Source organism: Aliarcobacter sp., assembly GCF_041672065.1.
In the GTDB taxonomy this organism is placed as follows: Bacteria; Campylobacterota; Campylobacteria; order Campylobacterales; family Arcobacteraceae; genus Aliarcobacter; species Aliarcobacter skirrowii.
Map to the genome: position 1 here is coordinate 1 of NZ_JBAZAH010000007.1, position 26396 is coordinate 26396.

Genomic DNA, 26396 nt, shown 5'->3' on the forward strand with positions numbered 1-26396 from the left:
CTGCTGCACAACCACAACACTCTTTTTTATGTTTTGGATGAGGAGCGCTATCACTTCCAAACATAAGTTTTGGATGAGCTTTTAAAGCTGCATTTAAAAGTGCATTTCTATCCTCTGGTCTTTTTGCAATTGGCTTACAAAAAAGATGAGGATCTAGCATTCCACCTGCTACATCATCTAAAGTTATTAATAGATGATGTAAAGTTACAGTTGCATATAAATTTGGATATTTATCTAGAAGCTCTACAGCATCTTTTGTTGTAATATGCTCCATTACTATTTTTAAATTAGGAAAAGCAATAGCCAAACTTTCATAAATTGGCATAAACTCTTTTTCTCTATCCATTACAAAACCATTTGTTTCCCCATGAATACAAAGAGGAATTCCAAGATGGCTCATATTTTCTAAAGTAGGTCTTAAAACTTCAATATCCATAGAAGAAACTCCAGTTTCAGAGTTTGTAGTAATTCCTGCTGGATAAAGTTTGATTCCAATTATCTCATCTTTAATATCTTCTAAAAATTCAAAACTATAGTTATTTTGAAAAAATAGTGTCATATATGGAGTAAAATTATCATCTTTACAAGCTTCTAAAATTCTACTTTTATAAGATAATAAAGCATCTTTTGAAGTAATAGGAGGAACTAAATTTGGCATTATTAAAGCTCCACTAAAACTATTTGAAGTTAGTGGACCCACTAACTTCAACATATCATTATCTCTTAAATGTAAGTGCATATCCAAAGGTTTATTTAAAACAAATATTTTACTCATTTAAATAGCTTCCTCATCCAACTCACCTGTTCTAATTCTTATAATTTTTTCAATTGGTGAAACAAATATTTTACCATCTCCAATTTTACCTGTTTTCGCAGCATCAATTATAGCAGTTGTTATACGTTCAACATCTTCATCTGCAACAATTAACTCTATTTTAATTTTTGGTAAAAAATCAACAACATACTCAGCTCCTCTGTAAAGCTCGCTATGACCCTGCTGTCTTCCATAACCTTTTACATCAGATACAGTCATACCAGCAACTCCAGCTTTTGCTAAGGCCTCTTTTACATCTTCAAATTTAAATGGTTTGATTATAGCTTCTATTCTTTTCAATATTAATCCTTTTTTTAGTTCAATTATTTTAACGAAATTTTATTAAACTAATATTATTAAAATGCTCGTTTAAATTCTGGATATGCTTCCATTCCGCACTCTTCAACATCAAGTCCTTGTAGTTGTTGATCTCTTCTGGCTCTTAAAGGTATAATTTTATTTATTAAATACAACACAATAAATGAGCTAATAAAAGCAAAAACTGCTACTACAAATACTCCTTTTAATTGACCTAAAAGTGTTATGTCATCACCATTTGAAGCAAAAATCCCAACTGCAATTGTACCCCAAATACCATTTAATAAGTGAACAGATAAAGCTCCAACAGGATCATCAATTCTTAGTTTATCAAACATAAAAACTCCACCAACTACTAATATCCCACCAATAGAACCTATTAGTATAGGTGTATAAATATCATATAAATTTGGACCAGCAGTAATTGCAACTAATCCTCCCAAAGCACCATTTAAAATCATTGTTATATCAAATTTTCTATACATTATCTGCATGATAATTGCAACCATAATTGCACCACTTAAACCAGCAGTATTTGTATTTAATATTGTAAGAGCTACTAAATTTGCATTTTCCTGTGAAGTTATTGAGCCTACACTTCCTCCATTAAATCCAAACCAACCAATCCATAATAAAAAAGCTCCAAGAGTTACAAGAGGAATATTAGAAGCTGGTATTGCTTTAATTGTTCCATCCTCCAAATATCTCCCCTCTCTTGAACCAATTATTAAAATAGCTGCAAGTAGTGCCCATCCTCCAGTGCTATGAATTACCGTAGAACCTGCTAAATCATACATTGATAAATCTAAAAAAGTTTCTTCTAAAAAGTTTGAACCCCATGTTATATTTACAACAGTTGGATATAGAAGTGAAGCCATTATTACAGTAAAAATCATCAAAGGGATTACCTTTGCTCTTTCACTAACACCACCACTCATAATATTAATAACCTTTCCAACGAAAGCCATTTGAAATAATAAAACTGCATATTTACTCACAGTATCGCTTCCTAAGTCGCCAAAAGCAAGTGAATAACCAAAAAGAAGAAAAGATAAAGATGCGATTGCATAAATAAGAATATTTATAGTTAAGACAGCGGTAACATTTTTTGTTCTTACAATTCCAGCTTCTAGCATAGCAAAACCAGGAACCATAAAAATGATTAATGTCATTGCAAACAATACGTAAAGTGTGTCAATAATGAAGGATAGAGAATCCATATGTTTGTCCTTTTTTGAGTATAAACTCCAGCGCTGGACGCGAAAATTGTACCAAAAAAAAATAAAACCAAGATAAAAAAATCTTACTTTTTACTTAAAATTATATTTTTTTATTTTAAAAAAAACAAATTGTTTCTTTTTGTTACATTTATTCTTTTTTTAATAGAAATTAACTTGAAAATTATTTATATTACTATATAATTTATACTTAATTTTAAACAATAGGAATGATATGCTAGAATTTTTATCTAATTTTAATAGATATTCAGATGAAGATTTTATTAAAGAGCTACTCAATCCAAATATAAATAAAGAAAATCTAGATAAAATTTATAAAAAATCAGATATTAACTTAAACAAACTATTTGTTGATGATGAACCTATACTAATAGTTTGTCTCAAAAAAAATCTTTTAAACAGCGCCTTATGGTTAATTCAAAATGATATTAATACTGAATTAAAAAATAGTTTAGATGAAACAGCAATATTTTATGCAATCTATAGTGATGATAAAAAAATACTAGAATCACTTTTGAAAAAAAATGCAAATATAGATCATCTTAATAACAATAAAAGAACTGCTCTTCAAGAGTCTATTTTTAATGCTAATAGCAAAATAACTAGATTTTTATTAAAAAAAACAATATCTTTGAAAAATAGTGATATAAATGGAAATAATGTTTTATTTGATGCTGTAAATAGTGGGAATCTAGTACTAATAGAAGAGATTTTAAAACTTGAAAAAATAGATTTAAATCATAAAAATAAAGAACAAAATAGCGTAATACATCTTTCTAATGCTTTAGAAAATTTAGATATTGGAAGCTTATTAATAGATTATGGTGCTGATCCTATTGGACAAAATAATAATGGAATAAGTTATATTTTTCATCTTGCAACAAAAGGCGAAAAAGCCTATAAGATTTTGAAAAAAATAGAAGAAAAAGGTTATAACCTAAATTTAAAAAATAGTGATGGTAAAAATATATTGATGTATGCAATAGAGTTTTTACAAACTATTAAAGATAGTGAAAGCATAGAATCTCAAGTAAATTTAATAAAAAGAATGTTCCAATTAAATATAGATAAAGATAGTTTAAACAATGAATCAGAAACATTTATTTTTGAAATAGCAAGAAGTGCAAATATAGATTTAATAAATTTTGTTTTTAATAATTTAGAGAAGCAAAATCTAAATAAACAGAATAAAAAAGGATTGACTCCACTATTTTTTCTAATTTTTGGTGCTTATGAAAATATTAATCAAATAGATTTATTTATTGAAAATGGTGCAAATATTAACTATAAAAATAGATATAATCTAGGAGTTGCTGAAATTTTAATCAACTCTATTTTATATTTTGAAAATAATAAAAATATAGATGAAAATATAAAAAAATATTTAGATAAGGAGTATGATTATAAAACTCTCTTAAAAATATTTATAGAAAAATATGATTTAAGTTTAGATGATTTGAACTCAAAAGATGAGCCACTATTTTTCTCTTCAATTTTAAATTTTAATTTTCCTCTATTTAAAATTTTAAGATTATCAAAAATAGATTTTAATAAAAAAGATAGCCAAGAAAATACAATTTTACATAAATTAGTTATGAAAAATTGTTCAAACAATCAAAAATGTATGGATACAGTTGAAAAAATTATAATAAATTTAATTAAAATTGGTATAAATATTGATGAACAAAATAGTGATGGTCAAACAGCTTTATCAATTTGTATGATAAATAAAAAAGATAGTTTAGTAAAACTTCTTATTGAAAATGGTGCTTCTGTAAATATATTAGATAAAAGTGGTAAAACTTTAATTCATACAGCAATATTTAATGATGCAGAAAAATATATTGATTTAATACATAAAAAAGATAGTGAAATTTTAAATAAAATAGATAACTTTGGAGTTAATGCTTTAAATTATTGTGCATTTATGGGTAAAATTGATTTAACTTTAAAACTAATTTCACTTGGAGCGAAGATAGAAAATGATGCACCTAAATCTATTAAAATTTTAGAATATTTAAAGAAATTTCATAAAAATATTCTTGCAATAAATTTTAAAATAACAGACACAAAAGAGAAAGTTGCACTTAGTAAACTAGCATCTAATATGATTGTTGAATTTAATATAGATATATCAAAAAGATAAATAATACTAAACTATTTTCTCTTTTCTAGTAGATTTTTTGCACAATTTCCCATAAAATCTTCTAGTTGTGTATCTGCTTTATGTGCTAATAAACACTCCATGCTTCTTTTTTTGTTATATAAAATAGAGTAAATAAGTGCTGAACACCCCAACTCATCAACATCATTTATATCAAATCCAGATTTTATTAAAGCTTCAATAGCTCTAACATCATCTAAACAAACAGCAAAATTAAGTGCACTTAAATGAAAATTTACTTTTAAATTAATACCTAAATCAATAAGAGGCTTTATATATTCATATTTTTTATTAGCAATAGCATAATATAAAATATTTCTACCTCTACAATCTCTGTAGTTAATATCTGCAACTCCTAGATTTAAAATCTGAATAATTTTATCCCAATCATTTTTTAAAATTAATCCTTCTAAAAGCTCTTTTGATTTCATATTATAGACTCTACTTTTTAAAACAAAATTACTGCACATACTCTATCCTTATATTAATGATAATTGATATCATAATATAGTTAATATTAAAGTTTGCTAAGCTTTATTAGATTTTCGATAAAATAAAATAAAAAAAGGATTTTTAATGGAAATAAATCTATTTCTAAGTTTTCTAGGATTTTTCTTTACAGCTCTTATTTTAATAGTTGCATTTCTTTATCTTTATGCAATCGTAACTCCATATGATGATTATAAACTTATATTTGAAGAGAAAAATGTTGCAGCGGCTTTAGGATTTTCAGGTGCAATTATTGGTGTTTCAATACCTTTATATAGTGCTTTATCAAACTCTATCTCATATATAGATTTTGCTATTTGGGGAGTTGTTGCTATTGTTATTCAACTTATTTTTGCATTTATTGTTACAAGAGTGAATGGTAAATTTTCATTTACAGAAAAAATCTCTCAAGGTGTTATTCCTGTTGGAATATTAATGGCTGGTTTATCAATCTCTATTGGTTTGTTAAATGCAGGTTCAATGAGTTACTAAAACTCATTGATTCTAAAGTAAAAAATCTTTTATTAAAAAAATAGCTACAAAAACAAAGATAATATAAAAAATATTAACTTTTAAATATCTAATCAAAACAAATCCACAAATTACAACTAAGATATCAAATAAAGAGTAAATTGCACTTGGAATAATTGTGTTTATTAATGTTGCAAATAATAAAGCTACAACTGCAGCATTTATTGCTTTTATAACTCTTGATAACTTATCATTTTGTGAAAAACTTTCATAACTTTTATAAAAAGTAAGTATTAGTAAAAATCCACCTAAAAATATTCCAAAAGTTGCAATAATTGCTCCTAAAAGTGGACTTTGCTTTATAATATCAGCTCCTAAATAAGTTGCTATTGTAAACATAGGACCACTTACTGTTTGAGCTAGTGAATATGCAATTAAAAATGTATCATTTATAACTTTTTCACCTAAACTCTCTTGCAATATTGGTAAAACAACATGACCACCACCAAAAACTAAACTACCACTTTTATAAAAATTAAAAAATAGATTTATTAGCTCATTTTTAAATTGAAATGTAAAAGCTAAAAACAGAAGAGCTAAAAATATGAATAATATGAAAAGATTTGGGAGAGTAATTTTTTCCTTAGTTTTAACTTCACTTTTAATAAATAAAAAACCAAAAACTGCACATAAAACTAAAATAAAAATTTGATTAAAAAATGAGCTAAAAAAGATAAGTAAAATAGATGCAAAAAAGAAGATAGATATTGTAATTTTATCTTTACAAAAGCTTTTAAACATACTAATTGTTGCATCAAGTACAATTACAACGGCAAAAAGTTTTAATGCATAAATAATAGAATTTATATATGCACTATCATCTTGAAATATTCCAAAGTACCAAATAAGATATAAAAATATAAAAGATGGAAGAGTAAAAGCTATAAAAGCTAAAATTGCTCCAACTATTCCGCCTCTTTTTAATCCTATTGTAAATCCAACTTGAGAAGAGCTAGGTCCTGGTAAAAATTGACTAAGAGCTACAATTTTTGTGTAACTCTCATCATCAAGCCATTTTAATCTATCTACAAAAGTTTTCTTAAAGTAAGCTATATGAGCTATTGGTCCACCAAAACTAAAAAGTCCTAATATTAGAAATCTGTAAAAAATATCTATTAAATTTAACATAATTTATTTTGATAAAATTTTTACAATTTCATCAACACTTAGTAATTTTCCAACCGATTTAACTTCACCATCAACTACAAGTGCTGGTGTACTCATAACACCATAGTTCATAATCTCAACTATATCTTCTACTTTTTTAACTTCATGAAATCCACCAATTTGAGCAACTGCTTTTTTTACAGCCTCTTCTAAAGCCTTACATTTTGTACAACCTGTTCCTAAAATCTCTATTTTCATCTTTTATCCTAATAAATAATTAAATAAATAACCAGCTAAAAGTATAGCCAGACCTACTACTGTAAAAAAGATTGCTATTAACTTCAAGCTTAAAATTCTTTTTAAAATCAAAGCTTCTGGAAGACTTAAAGCAACAACTGCCATCATAAATGATAGTGCAGTTCCAATTAACATACCTTTTTGTGTTAAAACCTCTACAAGTGGTAAAATTCCAGCTGCATTTGAATACATAGGAATTCCTATAACAACTGCAACTATTGGTGCATACCAAACATCTCCACCTGCATATTTACTTATAAACTCAGTTGGAATATATCCATGAATAAATGCTCCAATTGCAATACCAACAATTACATATAGATATATTTTTAGAAATATATCCTTTGTATATTCCCACGATTCTTTTAATCTTGAAGATATTAAAGTTCTATCTTCATTTGAATTTCCACAGCAACTATTTATTGGTTTTACCTCTATTAAAACCTCTTTTTCTAAATTTAAAGCTCCTATTATTAATCCTGCTACAATTGCTATTAACAGAGCAAAACCTACATAAAGTAAAGTAATTTTCCAACCAAAAAGTGAAATTAGTAAAGCAATAACAACCGCATCACTAAGTGGTGCTGAAATTAGATATGAAAAAGTAACTCCCAAAGGAATTCTAGCTTGTAAAAAACCTAAAAAAAGTGGAATTGCACTACAAGAACAAAAAGGTGTTAGCATTCCAAAAAATGCTGCAAAAATATGTCCAAAGATTTTATGTTTTCCAACTAAATAATCTCTTATTTTCTCAACAGGAAAATAACTTCGTAAAAATGTAACTAAAAAAATAATTGTAATTAAAAGTATAAATATTTTTATAGTGTCATAAATAAAAAAGTGTAAAGCCTCACCTATGTGGCTTCCTTTTTCTAATCCTAAAATATCAAATACAAATACCGCACTTAAATTAACTAACCAATCAAACATATAATTTATCCTTTAAATTGCTAATAGCACTATAAATAAAACAGGTGGTGTGATAATCAAACCAAATTTGCTGTATTGTGCAAATGAGATTTTTACACCTTTTTTTGCTAAAACATGAAGCCATAATAGAGTTGCAAGACTACCAAATGGTGTCATTTTTGGTCCAAGATTACATCCAACAATATTTGCATAAATCATAGCTTGATTTTGTATATCATTTAAAGCTATATCCATAATCATAATTGTTGGCATATTATTCATAATTGCACTTAAAAATGCTGCTATAAAACCTGTTCCTAAAACTGCAATTGTCTCACCTCTTACACTTAACTCTTTTAAAACAAGCGTTAAATAATCAGTTAATCCTGCATTTTTTAAACCATAAACAACAATATAAAGTCCAATACTAAACCATACAACTTGCCAAGGCGCTTCTTTTATAATTTTCAGAGGTTCAACAGATTTTGAAATAGTTGCAATAATTAAAAATATAGTTGCTCCACCTAATGCAAAGATTGAAATAGGTAAATCATAAGCATCTCCAAAAAAATAGGCACATAAAAGAAATGCTAAAAATACCCATGAAAAATAGAAGAGTTTCATATTTTTTATTACACTTTTTGGCTCTTTTAATAAAGTTATATCAACAGTTTTTGGAATATCTTTTCTCAAAATTAGCCATAAAAAAATTGTAGAAGCTATAACACTTACAATAAATGGAATTATCATATCAAAGAAATATTGTGCAAAACCTATACTAAAATAGTTTGCAGTTACTATATTTGTAAGATTTGAAAATACAAAAGGTAGTGATGCACTATCACTTATAAATCCACCTGCTAGTAAAAAAGCGATAATTGTTTTTAGGTTTAGTTGCAATATTCTCATTTTTGCTAATAATATTGGAGTTAAAATCAAAGCTGCTCCATCATTTGCAAAAAGAGCTGAAACGAACGCTCCAAGCAAAATTGAGTAGATAAACATTTTTATTCCACTACCATTTGAAAACTTTGCCATCTTTAAAGCTGCCCACTCAAAAAAACCAATCTCATCTAAAACTAAAGATAAAATAATAATTCCAATAAATGCTAAAGTTGCATCCCAAACTATATTTGTAACATCCAAAACATCACTAAAAGTTACAACTCCAAATATAAGTGCAATAAAAGCTCCAAAAATAGCACTCGTTCCAATTTGAATATTTTTTGGCTGAACAATTACAAAAGTTAAAGTTATAATAAATATTAAACTAGCAATTAGCATATATCACACTCTTTTTTTAAAATTGGAATGTCAAGTTGTAAATAACTTATCTCTTTTAAAATAGATTCTCTAAAAATATCTAAAGGTGTTCTAATACTATAATAAGCCCATCGACCTTTTCTATCTACTTTTAAAAACCCTGCATCTTTTAAAATTTTAAGATGTCTTGATACCCTTGACTGTATCATTGAAAAAGAGTTTTCAATATCACAAACACAAACTTCACCATGAATGTTTATAAAATTCAGTATCTTAACTCTAGTTTCATCATTTATAGCACCTATTGTTTGTAAAAAATTATCCATATCATCTCTTCTCTTTTAAAGCTTCAACAACTTTTGGAAGTAAAATTTCCTCAATCTCTTTGTATGTAGCTTCAAATGCTTCAAAACCTTTTCCATCTGGATCTTCAAAACCTACATGAATAACTTTTACAGCTTTTGGAAACATTGGACAAGTTTGGGAAGCATGGTCACAAACAGTTACAACTAAATCATACTCATTGTTTATTACTTTATCAATAGTTTTTGAATGATACTCCTCTTTCCAAATTCCTTTATCTTCTAAAAGTTTTTTAGCATTTAAATTTACTCTTCCACTAGCTCTAACTCCTGAACTATCGGCACTAATTCCATCTAATTTTGCATTTATTAAAGCTTCAGCGATAATACTTCTACAAGAGTTTCCTGTACATAAAATTAAAACTTTTTTGCTCATTTTTTATTCCTTTATTTTAAAAAAAGAATATTATCATATTAAATATTATATATCAAGATATATTGATATATAATATTTAATAAAAGAGAAAATAGAAATATCTATCTTCTCTTGCTACTTATTTTTTAAAGTCAGCTACGATTTTTGCTTTTAATTTATCAATTGTAAATCCAAACTCTTCAAAAAGTTTATCAGCTGGTCCACTTGCACCAAATGTATCCATTCCAAATACAACATCTGCAAATTTATAATACTCTAAAGCTCTTGAGGCTTCAACAGCATAAACTCTTGTTTTTGGATCAATAATTTTATTAATATAATCTTCACTTTGCTCTAAAAGTAAATCAAAACAAGGAACAGAAACTATATTTGCAACTATTCCCTCTTTCTCAAGCGCACAAGCTGTTTGAAGAGCAAGCATTACTTCACTTCCACTTGCCATTATTGTAATATTTGCATTTTCTCTTTGTTTTAATAAATATCCACCATTGCAAACATCTCCATAGGCTTTTTCATCTTTTAAAACTCTTAAACCTTGTCTTGAACAAACAAATGCTGTTGGAGCTTTCATTTTAAGTGCTACTTTCCAAGACTCTACATTTTCAGTTGCATCTGCTGGTCTGAATGTATAGAAATTTGGTAACGCTCTAAATTGTCCTAAATGTTCAATTGGTTGATGAGTTGGTCCATCTTCTCCAACACCAATAGAATCATGTGTCCAAATAAAATGGTGTGGAATTGAAGCCAGTGCTGCTATTCTTGCGCTTGGTTTTAAATAATCACTAAATACAAAGAATGTTGCACTATAAACTCTAAACAATCCATACAGATTCATTGCATTTGTAATAGCTGCCATAGCGTGTTCTTTTATTCCAAAATGAATATTTTTTCCATTTGGAAAATCACCCATTCCTTTTAATTCAGTTTTATTTGATGGAGCTAAATCTGCACTTCCACCTAAAAATCCTGGAATTGCACTTGCAATTGCATTTAAAATCTTATGATTTGAATCTCTTGTAGCAACACTTGAATCTGCTTCAAAAGTAGGATAAACAATTTTTGAAAAATCTGGATTTCTTAGTTCTTCAATTTTTTGTTTAATCTCTTTACTTAAAGCTTCACTCCACTCATTTTGAGCTGTACTTCCAACTATTAATTTATCAAAAGCACCTTTTACATCAGCAGCTACAAAGAACTCATCATCAGGATTAAATCCAGCTTTTATTTTTGCTTGTTTAATCTCATCAGCACCTAAAGGAGCTCCATGAGAATGGTGACTTCCCTCAAGAGTAACAGCCCCTTTTGCAATAACCGTTTTTGCAATAATCAAAACTGGCTGTGTTGAAGATTTTGCAGATATTAAAGCCTTATCAATTTGATCAAAATTATGTCCATCAATCTCTATTACTTCAAAATCAATAGCTTGAAATCTTTTTTTAACATTTTCACTCCAAGCAATACTTGTATCACCCTCAATTGTTATTGAATTACTATCATAAATTATTACAAGATTATCTAGTTTTAAATGCCCTGCAGTTGCAGTTGCCTCATAAGAGATTCCCTCTTGTAAATCTCCATCTCCACATAAACAGTAAACTTTATGATTTATTACATCTTTTCCCAATAAATTTTGAGCATATTTTCCTGCCATTGCAAAACCAACAGCATTTGCAATTCCTTGTCCAAGTGGTCCAGTTGTAATTTCAATTCCATGAGTATGTCCATATTCAGGATGCCCAGGAGTTTTTGAATTAAGTTGTCTAAAATTTTTTAAGTCATTTATTGATACATCAAATCCCCAAAGATGAAGCAAAGAGTAAACAAGTCCTGTTGCATGACCACCTGAAAATACTAATCTATCTCTATTTATCCACTTTTCATCTGCTGGATTTATATTTAAATGTTTACTTAAAACCGTTGCAATATCAGCCATTCCCATAGGAGCTCCAGGGTGTCCTGAATTTGCTCTTTGTACCATATCAGCAGCTAAAAATCTAATAGTATCTGCTTGTTTTTGTAATAGTTGTTTTGACATAATTATCCTATATTCTAATGTTTTTTTGAAATTTTAAACGATTATATCTAAACTATGTTTAAGATATTTTCTCTAATTTTTTTTAAGAATTTGTAAATTTAAGCAAAAATGTTGATATAATTTAAAATTCTTGTTAAAAAAGAGAGTTTATATGAAATTTTTAATTTATACCATTTTACTTTCTACAACACTATTCTCAAATAATATCATTCTTACTCAAGAAGAGGAAGATTTTATAAAAGATAAAACTTTTAAAATTTCTATCACTACAAATTGGGAACCTTTTAGTTTTAAAGAGAAATCAGATGAACCTATGGGAATATCTTATGAGTATTGGAAACTAATTGTTGAAAAATTAAATCTTAAAACCCAAAATATATTTTTTACAAATTTTAATAAACAATTATTTAGTATCAAACAAAAAGAGAGTGATATAATTTTTAGTGCTGGAGAGACTTCACAAAGAAAAGATTATGCTCTTTTTTCAAATAAATATTTAACTTTTCCAATATCTATTGTTACAAAAAAAGATGAAAATTTTATAGAAAATATTGATGAAATAATTGATAGAAAAATTGCAGTAGGAAATAATTTTACAGCTCATAATCTTCTAAAAGAGAAATATCCAAACCTTAGTTTAACTCCAGTAGCTAGTGTAAAAGAGGGCTTAGAACTAGTTTCAAAAGATAAAGTTTTTGCATTTATTGATATAAAACCTGTATTAAACTTCAATATAGCTAAATATAGTTTTAAAGATTTAAAAATAACTGGTAATAGTGGTTTAGATTATGAGCTTAAATTTATGATAAGAGATGATTATGAAATTTTAATTCCAATTTTAAATAAAGCAATAGATAATATAGATGAATCTTCTGTGCTAGATATTGTAAATAGATGGAATAATGTACAATTTCAAACTAATTTTGACTATACAATTATTTGGTTACTTTTAGCTGCTATATTTTTAATTACTTTTGCATTTTTATATAGAAACTATATTTTAAAAAATTTAAATAACAAACTAAAAAATTTGGTTAATGAAAAAACAAAATCTCTTCATGAAATAAATAAAAATCTTGAAACTCTTGTTGAAAAAAAGAGTAGAGATTTAATTGAAAAAGAGAATCTTTTAAATCATCAAGCAAAAATGGCAGCGATGGGCGAAATGCTTGAAAATATTGCTCATCAATGGAGACAACCACTATCTGTAATCTCAACAATGGCAACCTCTTTAAAATTAAAACAAGAGATGAAAATTTTAGAAGATAAAGAGTTTTTTCAATCATTAGATATTATAAATAATGCTTCTCAACACCTTTCAAATACAATAGATGATTTTAGGAATTTTTTCTCATCTGAAAAAGAGATTAATAAGTTTTTAATATCAAATACAATAAAAAAATCAATTTTGCTTTTAAAAAGTAGCATAGATAAACACAATATAACTATAGTAGAAGATATTGAAGATAGTGAATTACTAAGTTATGAGAGTGAATTGATGCAAGTAATCTTAAATATAATTTCAAATTCAATTGATATTTTAAAAGATAAAAATATAGATTCAAGATATATATATTTTAAAACTAAGATTTTAAATAATAATCTTATTATTACAATTTCTGATAGCGGTGGTGGAATAGATAAAAAGATTTTAAATAGAGTTTTTGAACCATACTTTACAACAAAACACAAGAGCCAAGGAACGGGAATTGGTCTTTATATGTCGCTACAAATTGTTACAAAACATCTACATGGAAAATTATCCGTAAAAAATAGTAGTTTCTTACAAAATGGTGTTGAATACTTTGGTGCAGAGTTCTCTATAAATATACCAATATCTATTGATAAGTAGGTTTGTTAAATATTTTATCTTGATTTAGTTATAATATAAAACTTTATTTTAAGGGGAATTTATGTCTGTAAAAAGTAGATTAATATCTTTATCATTAGTGTTTATTTTATCACTATTGACGATTTCAACTGTTTCATATTTTAACTCAAAAAGTACATCTAGTGATTTAGTAAATATTTCAGATGAAAGAATACCTATTCTTCTAGCAATTACCGATTTAGATACTTTAAGATACAAAATAAGAGCTGTGACTCAAGAGTTATTTTCGGTTAATGTTGATGAAAACTACAAAAAAAATCTTCAAGATATTAAAGAATATAGAGATTCAACTTGGGAACAAATTGATAAAAATTGGAAATTCTTTGCAAGCACACCAAGACAAACTGAGGCTGGTAAAAAGGCTTTTAATACTTTAGAAGCTACATTTAATGAGTGGAAAAAATCACATCAACCAATTGATGATAATCTAAAAAAATTAATCAACAATCAAGATGAGAGTAAAATAGAATCTTTGATGTTAAGCTATGAAGATAGTGTAAATAATATGATTCCAGTTTCTGTTAATTTTGGAAAGCTTTTAGATGAGCAAAAAACAAGAACTATAAATTATTCAACTAATATGGTTAAAAATTCAGTATCATCTTCAAGCAAAGCTTTAACAATTATCGTTATTCTTGCAATTATTGTTATGGCTATTAGTTTGGCATTTACATTAGTAACTATAAACTTTATTATAAAATCTTTAAGTAGTGTTAGAGATGGAATTTTAGATTTTTTTGCTTTCTTAAATGAAGAGAGCAAAAGCGCTACACTAATTGATTTAAAAAATAGTGATGAATTTGGTGAGATTGCAAAAGTAATTAATCACAATATTATAAAAACTGAAAACTCTATAAAAAAAGATGATGAGTTTATTAATGCAACAGAAAATTTCGTAAAAGAGCTTTCAAGCGGAAATATGCTTGCAAAAATTGAAAAAGAGCCTGATACATCAAATTTAAAAGCTTTAAAAACACTTCTTTTAGAACTTCAATATTATTTAGAACATACAATTGCAAGAGATATAAATATGCTTCTTAAAGTTATAGATAGCTTTAAAAAATATGATTTTACTGCAAGATTTCCAAACCCTTATGCAAAAATTGCTGTCGCTATGAATGAACTTGGAGATGAAATTTCTGCTTTACTAAGACAATCTTACTCTACAGGTTTAAATCTTGAGCTTGCTTCAAATGAACTTCTTAACAATGTTGAAGTTTTAAATCAAAGTTCAAATGCCGCTGCTGCTTCTTTAGAAGAGACAGCAGCTGCTCTTGAAGAGATTACTTCAACTGTAATTAGCAATGCAAACAATGTTGAACTTATGTCTAAATTTTCAAATGAAGTTAGTAACTCAGCTAAAAAAGGTCAAGCTTTAGCAAATCAAACAACAACTGCAATGGATGAGATAAATAGCCAAGTAAATAAAATTAATGAAGCAATTTCAGTGATTGATAATATTGCATTCCAAACAAATATTTTATCTCTTAATGCAGCTGTTGAAGCAGCAACTGCTGGTGAAGCTGGAAAAGGTTTTGCTGTTGTTGCTCAAGAGGTGCGAAACCTAGCAAGTAGAAGTGCAGAAGCAGCTAGAGAGATTAAACTAATAGTTGAAAATGCAACTTTAAAAGCAAATGAGGGTAAAAATATCAGCTTTGAAATGATTGAAGGATATACAGAATTACTTGAAAATATTGATAAACAGACTCAAACTATAAATGAAATTGCATTAGCAAGTAAAGAGCAAGAAGCTGGTATTACTCAGATAAATGATGCTGTAACAGGTCTTGATCAACAAACTCAAAATAATGCAAGTATTGCTGCTCATACTAAATCAATTGCAACAAATGCTGATATGGTTGCTAAAAAAATTGTATCTGACTCAAAAAGTAAAGAGTTTATTGGAAAGCAAGAGATTGAAAACGAGTATAAAAAATCTAATGTAAAGATTGAAAAATCTGAAAATAAAAAATCTGAAAATAAAAATGAATCTATTAAAAAAACAGAAGAAAAAAAAGATGAGAAAGAGCTTCCTAAAAAAGATATCAAACTAAAAGAGATAAAACCTTCTAAATCTAGTGATGATGAATGGGAAAGTTTCTAATATAACTAGAGAAGCTTTCTCTAGTTGTAAAATAACGTAAACATATGCCTCAAAACTTACTATATGAAATAAATTCAAACCATCTAAAAAATATTGATATATTAAATCAAATATATGAAAACGAAGAAGACAACTACTATGTAAGTTTAGATTTTTCAAAAGAGTTTTATATTTTACAAGCTAGGGCTGGATTTATTTCTACTTCAATAAAATTAAACAATATATTTTATCTATTATGTGAAATTCAATTTGAATATGCCATTTTAGATTTTAAAAATCTTCATATTAGTAAGAAAGTAAAATCTCTTATAAAAAAAGATGATTTTATTTTTAGAGTAAATCATAATATTGAACTCTTTTTTAAACAATTAAATTTATACCACAAAAATAATTGGCTTATAGATAAATATGAGAAATTAATAAAAGATATCTTTTATAATTACAAAAGTGATGATTTTAAGATTTTAACCTTTGAAGTTTATGATAAAAATGATAATTTAATATCAGCAGAGATTGGATATAAAATAGAAAAGATATATACATCTTTAAGTGGATTTTGTTCAAAAGATAAAAAATACAACAACTATGGAAAACTTCAATTAACTCTTACAGCAAATTATTTACAAAATAATAAATTTCTATTTTGGAACTTAGGACATCCATATATGAACTATAAGTTTGATTTAGGTGCCACCCTTTTAACTCGTAAAGAGTTTTTAAAAAGATGGCTTAGTAGCTTACTATAAGTTATTCACCATAAACAGTAACACACTGCTTAAAGTTATCTCTAGTTGATGAAAAAAGTCCACTTTGCTCTGTGTATTCACTATGAATATCAACATGTTTTACTTTTGATATTCCACCATTTTTTGCAGCTTCAGCAACAGAGTTGCTTCCAACATAACCTTTTCCAATAACAAACTCTTTACAAATAGTAGCTTTTTTATAGCTATCAAGCTTTGAATAATCTGTATTTGTTCCATCATACTTCATTAAAGACGATGTATCTTCACTTTTTACCTTAATTGTGCTACAAGCTGTAAAAAAAGTAGCAATAAGAACTGTTGATGCTAATAATATTTTTTTCATATTTTCTCCTTTATTTTAATCGTAATTATAACAAAAATTTATGAAATAATTGCTAAAACTGCACCCTCTTCTACAGCCTTATTTGCTTCTGTTAAAATTTTTGAAACTGTTCCTGATACAGGCGCAACAACATCAATTTCCATTTTCATAGCTTCAAGAATCATAATTTGTTGATCTTTTTCAACTCTATCACCCTCTTTAACAAGAATCTTCCAAACATTACCATTTACAGGAGCTGTTGCTTCAGTTCCAGAGTAATTTACTTTTGGTGCTGTTGTTTGAACAGGTGCTTGGTTAATTGGTGTTTGAACAACTTGTTGAACTGGAGCTGCTACTTGAATATTTTGAACATCTCCTTCAAAAACCGATACATTAAATCTTTGACCATCTACAACTACTGTATAATTTCCATTTGCCATTTTTTCTCCTATATTTATCTATTTATTTGTGTGATGTTTTATAGCTGCCATAATTGCCGCTACTTTTTTTAAATCAATTTGAGCATTTTGTGATATAACATTGTTATAAACAATATTTTGAGGAACAATCTGCTCATTTTTTGGAAAAAACTCAACAAAAGTCACACCTCTTGCTTTTAGTAAAAATCCAACAATTAATAAAATAGTAGATACTACTCCCATAACTATAAAAAAGTTTGCTAATAAAGTTTGCAAATTTCTCCTTTTTCCTTTTTTGATTTGATATTCTATGAAAAATAAATAAAATCTTCTTCTTTTTAAGTGCTTTATAAATTGTTGTATAGTGCTAAATTTATATATATTTTGCTATCATATCATTATGAAAAAAGAGACTTTAGAAAAAAGAACAAATATTGCAAACGATATTATGTATTATATCTATACACATATAGATACAAATATTGATATTGAAGAGTTAAGTATTGATTTGGGAATTAGTAAATTTCATATGCATAGAGTTTTTAAAGAGATTTTTGGAAGAAATATTTATGAAAGTATAAAATCAATTAGACTTCAAAAAGCTTCAAATTTACTGTTAACAAATAAATACTCAACAATTTCTAGTATTGTAAACTCATGTGGTTATTCATCACAATCATCTTTTATTAAAATATTTAAAGAGAGATTTGGAATGAGTCCAAAAGAGTGGAAAAATGGTGGTTATAAAGAGTATTCAAATAATATTATCAACCAATCAAAATTTTCATTAAAATCTAAAACTAACTTTGACTCAATAGTTCCAACTATTGTTAAAAATCCAGCTATTGAGAGTTATTATATTAGAAATAGAGGTTATGATAAGAATATTGAATTAACTTGGCAAAAGTTAGAGACTTGGCTTTTAACAAACAATATAAAACAGTATAAAAAAGCATCCTTATTTCATGATAATCCTACAATCACTCCACTTGAAGAGTGTCAATATATTGCTTGCATAATTGTTGAAGATGATTGTGATGTTAAAAGTGACAGAATTCCAAAATTTAATATTGCAGAGGGTGTTTATGCAAGATTTGATTTAAAATGCAAAAATGAAGATTTATTACCTTTTATTCAATGGGTTTATCATGAATGGTTACCAAAAAGTGAATATGAAACTACTACAAAACCATCTTATGCAATATATGAAAATCTTGATTTTGTAAATGATAATTTGGAGTTTAGTTTTTTTGTTTCAATTGATTTTTAGTGATTTTAAAAGTGGAGCGGGAGACGAGACTCGAACTCGCGACAGTCTGCTTGGAAGGCAGAAGCTCTAGCCAACTGAGCTACTCCCGCAACAATAAAAGAATCTAAAATATAATTTTAGATGGTGCGGATGGAGAGACTCGAACTCTCACACCGTGAGGCACCAGATCCTAAGTCTGGCGTGTATACCAATTTCACCACATCCGCATAAAATAAATTTAAAATTTAGTTGGTATTCTAAACCAAAATGGTACTCCCAGTACGATTCGAACGTACGGCCTACGCCTTAGAAGGGCGTTGCTCTATCCAGCTGAGCTATGGAAGCATTTAATACTAATTGAAAAATGGGGTAGATAATGGGGCTCGAACCCACGACCCTCGGAACCACAACCCGATGCTCTAACCAACTGAGCTATACCTACCATAAATTTTAAGTCCTAATGGTCGGGGCGAGAGGATTCGAACCTCCGGCCCCCTGGTCCCAAACCAGGTGCGCTAACCAGACTGCGCTACGCCCCGATAAACACATTTAATTCAAAAAGTGGACGGAATTATATTATATAAAAAACTTTTTGTCAAGTACTTTTTGAATATTTTTTGTTTTTTTTCCTAAAATGTGTTTTTTTCTATAAATTTTTTGTAATTTTCACTAATGTTTGTTATTTCAAGCTCAATTATTTGTGGGACTTCATAACTATGTAGTTCTAAGATTCTATCTTTTACTTGTGAAAATAAACTTTTTTTTGTTTTTATACTTAGAAGAATCTCTTTATCTTCACAAAGCTTATTATTCCAAAAATAGATTGATTTAATCTTTTGCATCTGTACACAAGCAGCTAGTTTATCTTTTATTAAACTTTTTGATATATTTTCAGCCTCTTTTTTATCTTTACAGGTTGTTTTAACAATTGTAATATTCATAATATCTTAACTCCTTCTATTATATCTCTAGGAGTCATAGAGTAGCTTCTTTTTTTATAACGTTTTGCTGATAGTGTATGGGCTAAACTTCCACTAATTGTTGCATCTAAACTACTATAACCTTGTGCTAAAAGTGAAGCTATAAGTCCACTTAAAACATCTCCACTTCCACCCTTACTTAATTTTGAACTCCCAAATATATTTACAAAAATATTATTATTTTTTGCAACAATAACATTTGCACCTTTTAACAAAATTGTAACTTTTGGATATTTTTGAGTAAATTTTTCAACATAAAAAAATCTTCTTTTTTGAAGATCTTCTACACTTATATCTGCTAAATTTGTAAGTTTTAACAAAGATATAAACTCTTTTGGATGTGGAGTTAAAACACAATCTTGCTCTAAAAATTGAAGCACTTTTTTATTATAAAAAATATCTGCATCTAAAAGTTTTGGTAATTTTAAAGCAACTATTTTATCTAATAAACTATCTTCAATAAAACCTAAACCCATTCCAAATGCTATTGCTGTGCAATTTTTGCTAAAATCTTTGCTTTGCATTAAAAAACTTGGTGTTAAAATTTTATTTTTTCTAATCACAGTTACAAGACCAACCCCAAAAGCAAAAGCAGCCTCTGAAGAGATTATAGAAGCACCCTCTTTTTCGCCACAAATTATGTTTAAATGCCCAAAACTACCCTTATTTGAATTTTTAGACTCTCTATTTGGAAGTTTTATATCACTTTTTGAAAGAAGATATTTATTACTAGAAGTTTGAAAAAAATCACTATGAATTCCTAAATTAGCAACTTTTATTTTTCCAACAAAATCTTTTACTAAATCGCCAAATAGTGAAGTTTTATATGCACCCATTGTAATAGTTACATTAGCTTTAAAGCATATCTCTTTAATTAAACCATCTTTATTAATTCCACTTGGAATATCACATGCTATTTTGTAAGCATCTAATTTATTCATCTCTTTTAATAAAGTTTTTGCCTCAAAAGATATATCTTTATTTAATCCTGTTCCAAAAATTGCATCAACTAAGATATCACACTTTTCTAATTTTGTAACAAATTCAACACCTATGGCTTTTGCTCTTTTTTCTTGAATTTTTGCCATAGGTGATTTTGCTTTTATATGTTGTAAAACTTTTACTTTGTAGCTATTTTGTAGTAATCTTGCCAATGCTAAACCATCAGCTCCATTGTTTCCGCCGCCACAAACAATTAAAACAGATTTATCTTTTTTAAAATTTTTTTTAATAAAATTAAATATTGATAAGGCTGCATTCTCCATTAAAATATCTTCGCTTAGAAAATATTTTTCAACAGCTCTTTTATCTAAACTTTGCACCTCATCAAATATTTTTTTCATATTTAACCTTTAGTTTTTAAATTTCCATCCATTATCAACTAAAATTACTCTTATTTTATCTTTTAAATCACCTTGAATCTCAATAGTTTCACCTTTTATAGATCCACCACAAGCAAGATTAGTTTTTAAAAGTTTTAAAATCTCTTTTATTCTCTCATCTTCAATTTGAAATTTTCCAACAGTTGTTACAGGTTTTCCATTTCTTTTCTCAAATCCAAAAACTAATTGATGTTGTACCTTTGGTAAAATAGTTTTTGAACTCTTTTTTGAAACTTTTTTATCCTCTTTTTTTGTATCTAAAACATTTCCCTCTAGTTTTGCACCTAAACCAAAAGTTAATTTTTCAACAATACCCATTTTAATACTCCTTAACTCTTGTTTGAACATCAAGATTATCTATAGATGTAAAATCTTGTTGTTTAAATTGCTCAACTGCAACTCTTCCAATCATCGCTGCATTATCAGAGCAATATTTTAAAGGACTTAAATATAAATTTGTATCATATTTTTCACAAAGCTTCTCTATTTCGCTTCTTAAAAACAAATTTGCACTAGCCCCACCAACAATAGCAAAATTTTTTATACTCTTTTGCTTAAATAGTTTTCTTAATTTCTGTATTATATGTTCAACTGCAGTTTTTTGAAAACTAGCACTTATATCATATTTATCTTGCTGTGTTAAAGTGGTGCGTTCAAGATTCTCTATTTGTAATCTAACTGCATTTTTTAGTCCTGAGTAACTAAACTCTATTTTAGGACTTTGAGAAAGTGGAATTGGAAAATCAAATCTATTCATATCTCCTTTTAAAGAGTACTCTTGAACAATAGGTCCTCCTGGATAACCAAGATTTAGCATTTTTGAAACCTTATCAAAACTCTCTCCAAAACTATCATCAAGTGTTCTTGCTAACAGACTCATTTGTGTCAAACTTTGTGCTTCAACAATTTGAGTATGCCCACCTGAAACTAAAAGTACAGTTATTGGGAAAATAGCATCTTTTTCTATAAAAAGTGAATAGATATGCCCTTTTAAATGATTAACTGCAATAATTGGTATATTTAAAGCAATACTTATTGCTTTTGCCATAGCAACACCCTCTGTTAAAGTTACACTTAATCCTGGTGCATTTGTAACTGCAACTGCTTTTAAATCTTTAAAATACTCTTTACACTCTTCAAGTATTTTTGGCAAAGCCTCAATATGAAGTCTTGCTGCTAGTTCTGGAACAACTCCTCCATAGATGCTATGTTGTAACTCTTGAGAAATCTTTTTGTGAAAAACTAACTCTAGCGTATCAATTTTTGTAATTGAAATTGAGCTGTCATCACAAGATGATTCAATAGCTAAAATCATAGATTTTCCTCACACTGCTCAACTCTTTTTATCCAATCTAGTGCACAATCAAGCTTTCCGAAACCAGAACTTGAATTTATATGTCCAGCATCTTCCATAATTTTCATACCAACATTTAACTTACTTTGTAGCTCTATAGCCTCTTCCAAACTCATATATGGATCATTTGTAGATGCTGCTATTATAATCTCTTTTGCTTTTAATTCTTTAGCAATTGGATATGGAAAAAAACTTTTTGCCTCTTCTAAAGGTTTATTTCTAACAGGAGCAACTAACATTAACTTATCAAGCTTAATATCAAGTTCATCGCAAGTGTGAAACCATAAAATATTTGCCAAAGAGTGACAAACTACAATATTTGGTTTGAAGTGGTTAATCTCCTCTTTTAAAAAGTTTTTCCACTCATTTAAAGATGGGCTATTTTTATTTGGTAACTCTGGAAAAGATACTATATATCTCTCTTTTATTAAATCACTTGCTAAGTGTGCTTGCCAATGAGGAAAATCACTTCCACTAAGTCCATGTAATATTAAAACTCTTTTACTCATCTTTAGCTCCATACTCTTTTATTTCAAATTTTGCTCTTTTTAAACTATCTTCAATACTCTTATCAAAATACTCTATAGAAAATTTATAATCTTTTTTAAAAACAAGAGCTACAAACTCTTTACTACTCTCTACTTTTTCTTTATCACTAGAAGAGTGTTTTTTCCAATCTTCTAATTTATTTTCATAAATAGTTATAATATTTTTTTCAAATCTATTTCTTGAATAGATTAAATAAATTGTTAAACCTATTAAAAATCCAAATGGTATTAGTAAATCAAGACTCATAATAACTTCTAACCTCTTTATCAATTAAAAAAACATCATCAATATTTGAAGCTTTTAAATTTGAAAATCTATTAACTGCATCCAAACTAATTTTAGAAATATCTAAAAAACCAATTTTATTACTTAAAAATTTTGATACAGCAACTTCATTTGCTGCATTTAAAATAACTCCTAAATCAAGATTATTTAATACATCATTTTTAATTTTCCAAATTGGGTATCTACTCTCTTCTATCTTTTTAAACTCTAAATTAGATATCTCCAAAAGATTTACAGGTTCTAATATTTCACTATCTATTTTTCCTAAAATTGCATAAGCAATTGGTAGTTGCATAGAAGCATTTGCAAGATGTGCTGTTGTGCTTCCATCTTTGAAATTTATAAATGCATGAACTAAAGATTTTGGCTCAATAACAGCATCAATTTTTTTTGTATTAAATAGCCAAGCAGCTTCTATTAGCTCAAACATCTTATTTGTCATAGTTGCACTATCTATAGTTATTTTATTCCCCATATTCCAATTTGGATGGTTAAGTGCCTCTTTTACTGTTACATTTTTTAACTTTTCAAGTGAATAATCTCTAAATGAACCTCCACTTGCAGTTATAGTCATTGAATCAATTTTTTTATCTTGAAGCAAATACCAAAGCCCAAAATGCTCACTATCAATTGCACTTAAATTTTTTTGATCAATAAATTTTCCAGCAACAACCAAGGACTCTTTATTTGCCAAAGCTAATTTTTTGCCACACTCTATTGTTTTTAAACTTGGTTTTAATCCTAAAAATCCAACCAAAGCATTTACAACAATATTTGAACTACTCTCTTCTATCGCTTCTAAAATTGCATCTTCTCCAAAATATACATTATGATGATTTACTCTATGTAAATCATCTTTTGAAGAGATAACTACTCTTTTTGGATTAAACTCTTTTATTTGAATATTTAGTAAATCAATATTTTTTCCAGCAACTAAAACCTCAACATCCAAATTAAATCTTTTAGCAACTTTTAATGTATTTACTCCTATGGATCCTGTGCTTCCAAGAATAATCAAATAATTATCCTTAACATAACAAGCATTACAACCGCTCCAAACAGATATCCATCAACTCTATCTAAAACTCCACCATGACCTGGGAAAATATTTCCACTATCTTTTACCTCAGCAGCTCTTTTTAAATAACTTTCAAACAGATCTCCAAATACTGAAGATAAAGATACAACAGCTGAAACTAAAACTGCTCCAAAAAATGAGATATCACTTATAGAAGTTAGTGTTCCTAAAACAATTGCAAAAGCCATACCACCAAAAACACCCTCTAAAGTCTTATTTGGACTTGTTTCAGAAAATGGAGTTTTTCCAAAAGTTTTTCCTACAAAATATGCTCCAATATCAGTTGCAGCAACTATAACTAAAAGCCAGAATAGAACCATTACACCAAATTCGCTATAAAGTGTCATTAAAAATACAAAAGAGGCTGTTGGATAAAGAAGTGGTAGAATCATCTTTTTATCAAGCTTTCTTTTATAAGCAATTTGAGAGGCATATCCAATAGCAACAATAAATATTAAATCAATTGGTGATGGATAAAAATATATTGCTATCCAAAGAAGTAAAACATAAATATAGATACTTTTATTTTCAAGTTTATATAAGTTTTTAGCCTCACTTACTGCAATCATTAGTAAAGTTCCAAAAAATAACCAAAATAGAAAATATGAGTCTATAATTCCTATAAATAGTACAAAAATTGTTAAAACTATTCCAGTTTTAACCCTAGTTGATAAATTTCCAATAATTTCTAACATAGCAGACTAACCTTATATTTTAAAATGCTAATATGATACTAAAAATAAGCTTTAACTTCTTAATCAAATTTTCACAACAACTGTACTATAAGGATTATAAAGTACATTCGCACCATGCTGTATTTTTACATTTCTTCTTTGAGTAAAATCTACTTCAAAAACACCACCACCATCTGAACTAAATTTTGCACAAAGTGTTGCCGCTTTTTCAATAACAATTTGTGGCAACTCTTTTTTACTATTTTGAACAATCACATGACAAGATGGTCTATCTTTTAGATGAAACCAAAAATCACTAGCTTTTGAGTTTTCAAGAAGATAGATATTCTCTCTTTCATTACTTCCAAGCATTATTTTAAAACCTTCAAAAAAGAAACTCTCATAATTTTTCTCTTTTTTAGTTTTTGTCTGATTTTTCTCTTTTTTTGGATATAAAAATTCACACTCATCAATACTCTTTGCAAGATTCAAATTTTGATGTAATCTTTTTAAAAACTCTAGTTTCTCTTTTATATTTTGCTCTTCAATAACAATATTTTGACTTTTTTGTTTTAATCTTTTTGCTTTTTTAAATAACTCATTTGTATATTTTGAAGGATTATTTATGCTACTTAAATCTATTTCTACACTATTTTCTTCAAAATCTTTTAAAATAACGCTTTTTTGATATGGTGAAATATTGTGAAGGTTTGCTAAAAGTAAGTTCGCTTTATTATATAAATTTGTTGATTCGAGCTCCAACTCCTCTTTTTTTGGTAGAGATTTTAGAAGATTTTGTAATTTTTTTATATTTTTTAATACTAAATCAATTTTCTGTTTTTTTACTACTTGTAGATTATTTTGCTCTTTTTGCTCATAAATAGTATATAAATACTCTTCAATATCATCTATATTTTCACTTTTTGCTACAAAATCTTTTTTTGGAATCTCTTCTAGTTTCACTCCAACTTTTACAACTCTAAAAGATGACTCTTCATCAATATGCCTTAAAGCTTCCAAAACAACTCTATTTTCATCTAAAATTATAATATTTGTATATTTTCCAGTAAATTCCAATTGCAATATAGAGATCTGTTTTTTATATGAACTGCTTGAATTTACAGCTATATTTATAATTTTATCATCGTTATAAAGTTCAATTTTCTCAATTTTTGAGTTATTAAATCTTTTTTGCAAAACAACATCAAAAGGGGCATTAAAATCTTTTTTTGATGAAATTAGCTCTTTTGTCTTATAAATTAAGCTATTATTTTTTGATAAATCAAAATATATAATATTTTTATTATTAAATTCAATTATAATAGTATTATTCTCAACTCTTCTTATGTTCTTTATATTTTGGGCATTTACTCTTAAATACTCTACAAAAAGTTTTAGTAAAAAATATCTCATTTATATCCATTCATTTTCAATTTTATCTATATTTTAGAAGATTTTTA

Annotated in this window: 29 protein-coding genes and 5 tRNA genes; 6 read left to right on the forward strand and 28 right to left on the reverse strand. The window is 27.3% G+C overall.

Going from position 1 to position 26396, the window contains the following annotated elements:
* From pyrC to WC168_RS01990, 3 genes are all read right to left on the reverse strand, one after another.
* On the reverse strand, positions 1–775 hold a 775-nt coding region (gene pyrC, locus WC168_RS01980; protein ID WP_372617249.1), incomplete at its 3' end, for a dihydroorotase.
* Positions 776–1114, reverse strand: coding sequence for a P-II family nitrogen regulator (locus WC168_RS01985; protein WP_066162964.1), 339 nt, complete (start codon positions 1112–1114; stop codon positions 776–778).
* A gap of 56 nt (positions 1115–1170) precedes the next feature.
* Positions 1171–2304 carry an ammonium transporter gene (locus WC168_RS01990; protein WP_322897529.1) on the reverse strand — a complete coding sequence of 378 codons (1134 nt, stop codon included), beginning with the start codon at positions 2302–2304 and terminating at the stop codon, positions 1171–1173.
* Between the two features lie 280 nt (positions 2305–2584).
* Between WC168_RS01990 and WC168_RS01995 the strand changes: the two genes are divergently transcribed.
* Complete coding sequence (locus WC168_RS01995) at positions 2585–4516, forward strand: ankyrin repeat domain-containing protein (protein WP_372617252.1); 1932 nt, start codon at positions 2585–2587, stop codon at positions 4514–4516.
* 11 nt (positions 4517–4527) lie between these two features.
* On the opposite strand, the gene WC168_RS02000 is transcribed toward WC168_RS01995, so the two are convergent.
* Positions 4528–5004, reverse strand: a complete 477-nt coding sequence (locus WC168_RS02000) for an ankyrin repeat domain-containing protein (protein WP_319057962.1) — start codon at positions 5002–5004, stop codon at positions 4528–4530.
* Positions 5005–5110: 106 nt separating this feature from the next.
* Here WC168_RS02000 and WC168_RS02005 point away from each other — a divergent pair, with 106 nt between their 5' ends.
* Positions 5111–5515: a DUF350 domain-containing protein gene (locus WC168_RS02005; RefSeq protein ID WP_066162979.1), complete on the forward strand. Its 405-nt coding sequence runs from the start codon at positions 5111–5113 to the stop codon at positions 5513–5515.
* Between the two features lie 12 nt (positions 5516–5527).
* Here the strand turns inward: WC168_RS02005 and chrA are convergent, their stop codons facing one another.
* From chrA to tkt, 7 genes are all read right to left on the reverse strand, one after another.
* Positions 5528–6682 carry a chromate efflux transporter gene (chrA, locus tag WC168_RS02010; protein ID WP_372617255.1) on the reverse strand — a complete coding sequence of 385 codons (1155 nt, stop codon included), beginning with the start codon at positions 6680–6682 and terminating at the stop codon, positions 5528–5530.
* Positions 6683–6685: 3 nt separating this feature from the next.
* Positions 6686–6919, reverse strand: coding sequence for a thioredoxin family protein (locus tag WC168_RS02015; protein WP_066352885.1), 234 nt, complete (start codon positions 6917–6919; stop codon positions 6686–6688).
* Between the two features lie 3 nt (positions 6920–6922).
* Positions 6923–7888 carry a permease gene (locus WC168_RS02020; RefSeq protein ID WP_372617257.1) on the reverse strand — a complete coding sequence of 322 codons (966 nt, stop codon included), beginning with the start codon at positions 7886–7888 and terminating at the stop codon, positions 6923–6925.
* A gap of 12 nt (positions 7889–7900) precedes the next feature.
* Positions 7901–9151, reverse strand: a complete 1251-nt coding sequence (locus WC168_RS02025) for an arsenic transporter (protein ID WP_372617259.1) — start codon at positions 9149–9151, stop codon at positions 7901–7903.
* Complete coding sequence (locus WC168_RS02030; protein WP_066347080.1) at positions 9145–9456, reverse strand: metalloregulator ArsR/SmtB family transcription factor; 312 nt, start codon at positions 9454–9456, stop codon at positions 9145–9147. Before WC168_RS02030 ends, WC168_RS02025 begins: the two co-directional genes overlap by 7 nt.
* Position 9457: 1 nt before the next feature.
* Positions 9458–9868 (reverse strand): arsenate reductase ArsC, encoded by a 411-nt coding sequence (locus WC168_RS02035; protein ID WP_372617261.1) that lies wholly within the window; start codon positions 9866–9868, stop codon positions 9458–9460.
* A gap of 118 nt (positions 9869–9986) precedes the next feature.
* Positions 9987–11903 carry a transketolase gene (gene tkt / locus WC168_RS02040; protein ID WP_319086856.1) on the reverse strand — a complete coding sequence of 639 codons (1917 nt, stop codon included), beginning with the start codon at positions 11901–11903 and terminating at the stop codon, positions 9987–9989.
* Positions 11904–12054: 151 nt separating this feature from the next.
* On the opposite strand from tkt, the gene WC168_RS02045 reads away from it, so the two are divergent.
* The 3 genes from WC168_RS02045 (at position 12055) to WC168_RS02055 (ending at position 16644) form a co-directional block, all read left to right on the forward strand.
* A complete protein-coding gene (locus WC168_RS02045) occupies positions 12055–13755 on the forward strand; it encodes a transporter substrate-binding domain-containing protein (protein ID WP_066356233.1) in 1701 nt (566 codons plus the stop codon).
* 61 nt (positions 13756–13816) lie between these two features.
* Positions 13817–15898 carry a methyl-accepting chemotaxis protein gene (locus WC168_RS02050; protein ID WP_372617264.1) on the forward strand — a complete coding sequence of 694 codons (2082 nt, stop codon included), beginning with the start codon at positions 13817–13819 and terminating at the stop codon, positions 15896–15898.
* A 44-nt stretch (positions 15899–15942) separates the two neighbouring features.
* A complete protein-coding gene (locus tag WC168_RS02055) occupies positions 15943–16644 on the forward strand; it encodes a hypothetical protein (protein ID WP_372617266.1) in 702 nt (233 codons plus the stop codon).
* Between the two features lies 1 nt (position 16645).
* On the opposite strand, the gene WC168_RS02060 is transcribed toward WC168_RS02055, so the two are convergent.
* From WC168_RS02060 to WC168_RS02070, 3 genes are read right to left on the reverse strand one after another with little or no spacing between them, the layout of a single operon-like run.
* Positions 16646–16987: a TRL domain-containing protein gene (locus WC168_RS02060; RefSeq protein ID WP_066158653.1), complete on the reverse strand. Its 342-nt coding sequence runs from the start codon at positions 16985–16987 to the stop codon at positions 16646–16648.
* Between the two features lie 38 nt (positions 16988–17025).
* Complete coding sequence (locus WC168_RS02065) at positions 17026–17406, reverse strand: biotin/lipoyl-containing protein (protein WP_279133190.1); 381 nt, start codon at positions 17404–17406, stop codon at positions 17026–17028.
* A gap of 18 nt (positions 17407–17424) precedes the next feature.
* Complete coding sequence (locus WC168_RS02070; protein WP_167540780.1) at positions 17425–17661, reverse strand: OadG family protein; 237 nt, start codon at positions 17659–17661, stop codon at positions 17425–17427.
* Between the two features lie 124 nt (positions 17662–17785).
* On the opposite strand from WC168_RS02070, the gene WC168_RS02075 reads away from it, so the two are divergent.
* A complete protein-coding gene (locus WC168_RS02075) occupies positions 17786–18655 on the forward strand; it encodes a GyrI-like domain-containing protein (RefSeq protein WP_066349842.1) in 870 nt (289 codons plus the stop codon).
* A gap of 12 nt (positions 18656–18667) precedes the next feature.
* Here the strand turns inward: WC168_RS02075 and WC168_RS02080 are convergent.
* From WC168_RS02080 to WC168_RS02145, 14 genes are all read right to left on the reverse strand, one after another.
* Positions 18668–18744: transfer RNA gene (locus tag WC168_RS02080), tRNA-Gly, on the reverse strand.
* Positions 18745–18776: 32 nt separating this feature from the next.
* Positions 18777–18861: transfer RNA gene (locus WC168_RS02085), tRNA-Leu, on the reverse strand.
* Positions 18862–18902: 41 nt separating this feature from the next.
* Positions 18903–18979: transfer RNA gene (locus tag WC168_RS02090), tRNA-Arg, on the reverse strand.
* 20 nt (positions 18980–18999) lie between these two features.
* Positions 19000–19076, reverse strand: a tRNA-His gene (locus WC168_RS02095).
* Positions 19077–19095: 19 nt separating this feature from the next.
* Positions 19096–19173, reverse strand: a tRNA-Pro gene (locus WC168_RS02100).
* 90 nt (positions 19174–19263) lie between these two features.
* The gene (cutA, locus tag WC168_RS02105) at positions 19264–19575 is read right to left on the reverse strand and encodes a divalent-cation tolerance protein CutA (protein WP_066159284.1); all 312 of its coding nucleotides are present in this window, start codon (positions 19573–19575) and stop codon (positions 19264–19266) included.
* On the reverse strand, positions 19572–20957 hold the full coding sequence (locus tag WC168_RS02110; protein WP_372617270.1) for an NAD(P)H-hydrate dehydratase: 1386 nt from the start codon (positions 20955–20957) through the stop codon (positions 19572–19574). Before WC168_RS02110 ends, cutA begins: the two co-directional genes overlap by 4 nt.
* A 9-nt stretch (positions 20958–20966) precedes the next feature.
* On the reverse strand, positions 20967–21314 hold the full coding sequence (locus tag WC168_RS02115; RefSeq protein ID WP_260881472.1) for a translation initiation factor: 348 nt from the start codon (positions 21312–21314) through the stop codon (positions 20967–20969).
* Position 21315: 1 nt separating this feature from the next.
* On the reverse strand, positions 21316–22311 hold the full coding sequence (tsaD, locus tag WC168_RS02120) for a tRNA (adenosine(37)-N6)-threonylcarbamoyltransferase complex transferase subunit TsaD (protein WP_372617272.1): 996 nt from the start codon (positions 22309–22311) through the stop codon (positions 21316–21318).
* Positions 22308–22859 (reverse strand): RBBP9/YdeN family alpha/beta hydrolase, encoded by a 552-nt coding sequence (locus WC168_RS02125; protein ID WP_372617274.1) that lies wholly within the window; start codon positions 22857–22859, stop codon positions 22308–22310. Before WC168_RS02125 ends, tsaD begins: the two co-directional genes overlap by 4 nt.
* Positions 22852–23145 (reverse strand): hypothetical protein, encoded by a 294-nt coding sequence (locus WC168_RS02130; RefSeq protein ID WP_066351878.1) that lies wholly within the window; start codon positions 23143–23145, stop codon positions 22852–22854. The genes WC168_RS02125 and WC168_RS02130 overlap by 8 nt, the downstream gene beginning before the upstream one ends.
* On the reverse strand, positions 23135–24202 hold the full coding sequence (gene dxr / locus WC168_RS02135) for a 1-deoxy-D-xylulose-5-phosphate reductoisomerase (RefSeq protein ID WP_066351879.1): 1068 nt from the start codon (positions 24200–24202) through the stop codon (positions 23135–23137). Before dxr ends, WC168_RS02130 begins: the two co-directional genes overlap by 11 nt.
* The gene (locus WC168_RS02140) at positions 24199–24957 is read right to left on the reverse strand and encodes a phosphatidate cytidylyltransferase (protein ID WP_279133175.1); all 759 of its coding nucleotides are present in this window, start codon (positions 24955–24957) and stop codon (positions 24199–24201) included. The genes dxr and WC168_RS02140 overlap by 4 nt, the downstream gene beginning before the upstream one ends.
* A 63-nt stretch (positions 24958–25020) precedes the next feature.
* Positions 25021–26349 (reverse strand): NFACT RNA binding domain-containing protein, encoded by a 1329-nt coding sequence (locus WC168_RS02145; RefSeq protein WP_319046055.1) that lies wholly within the window; start codon positions 26347–26349, stop codon positions 25021–25023.
* Between the last annotated feature and the right edge of the window lie 47 nt (positions 26350–26396).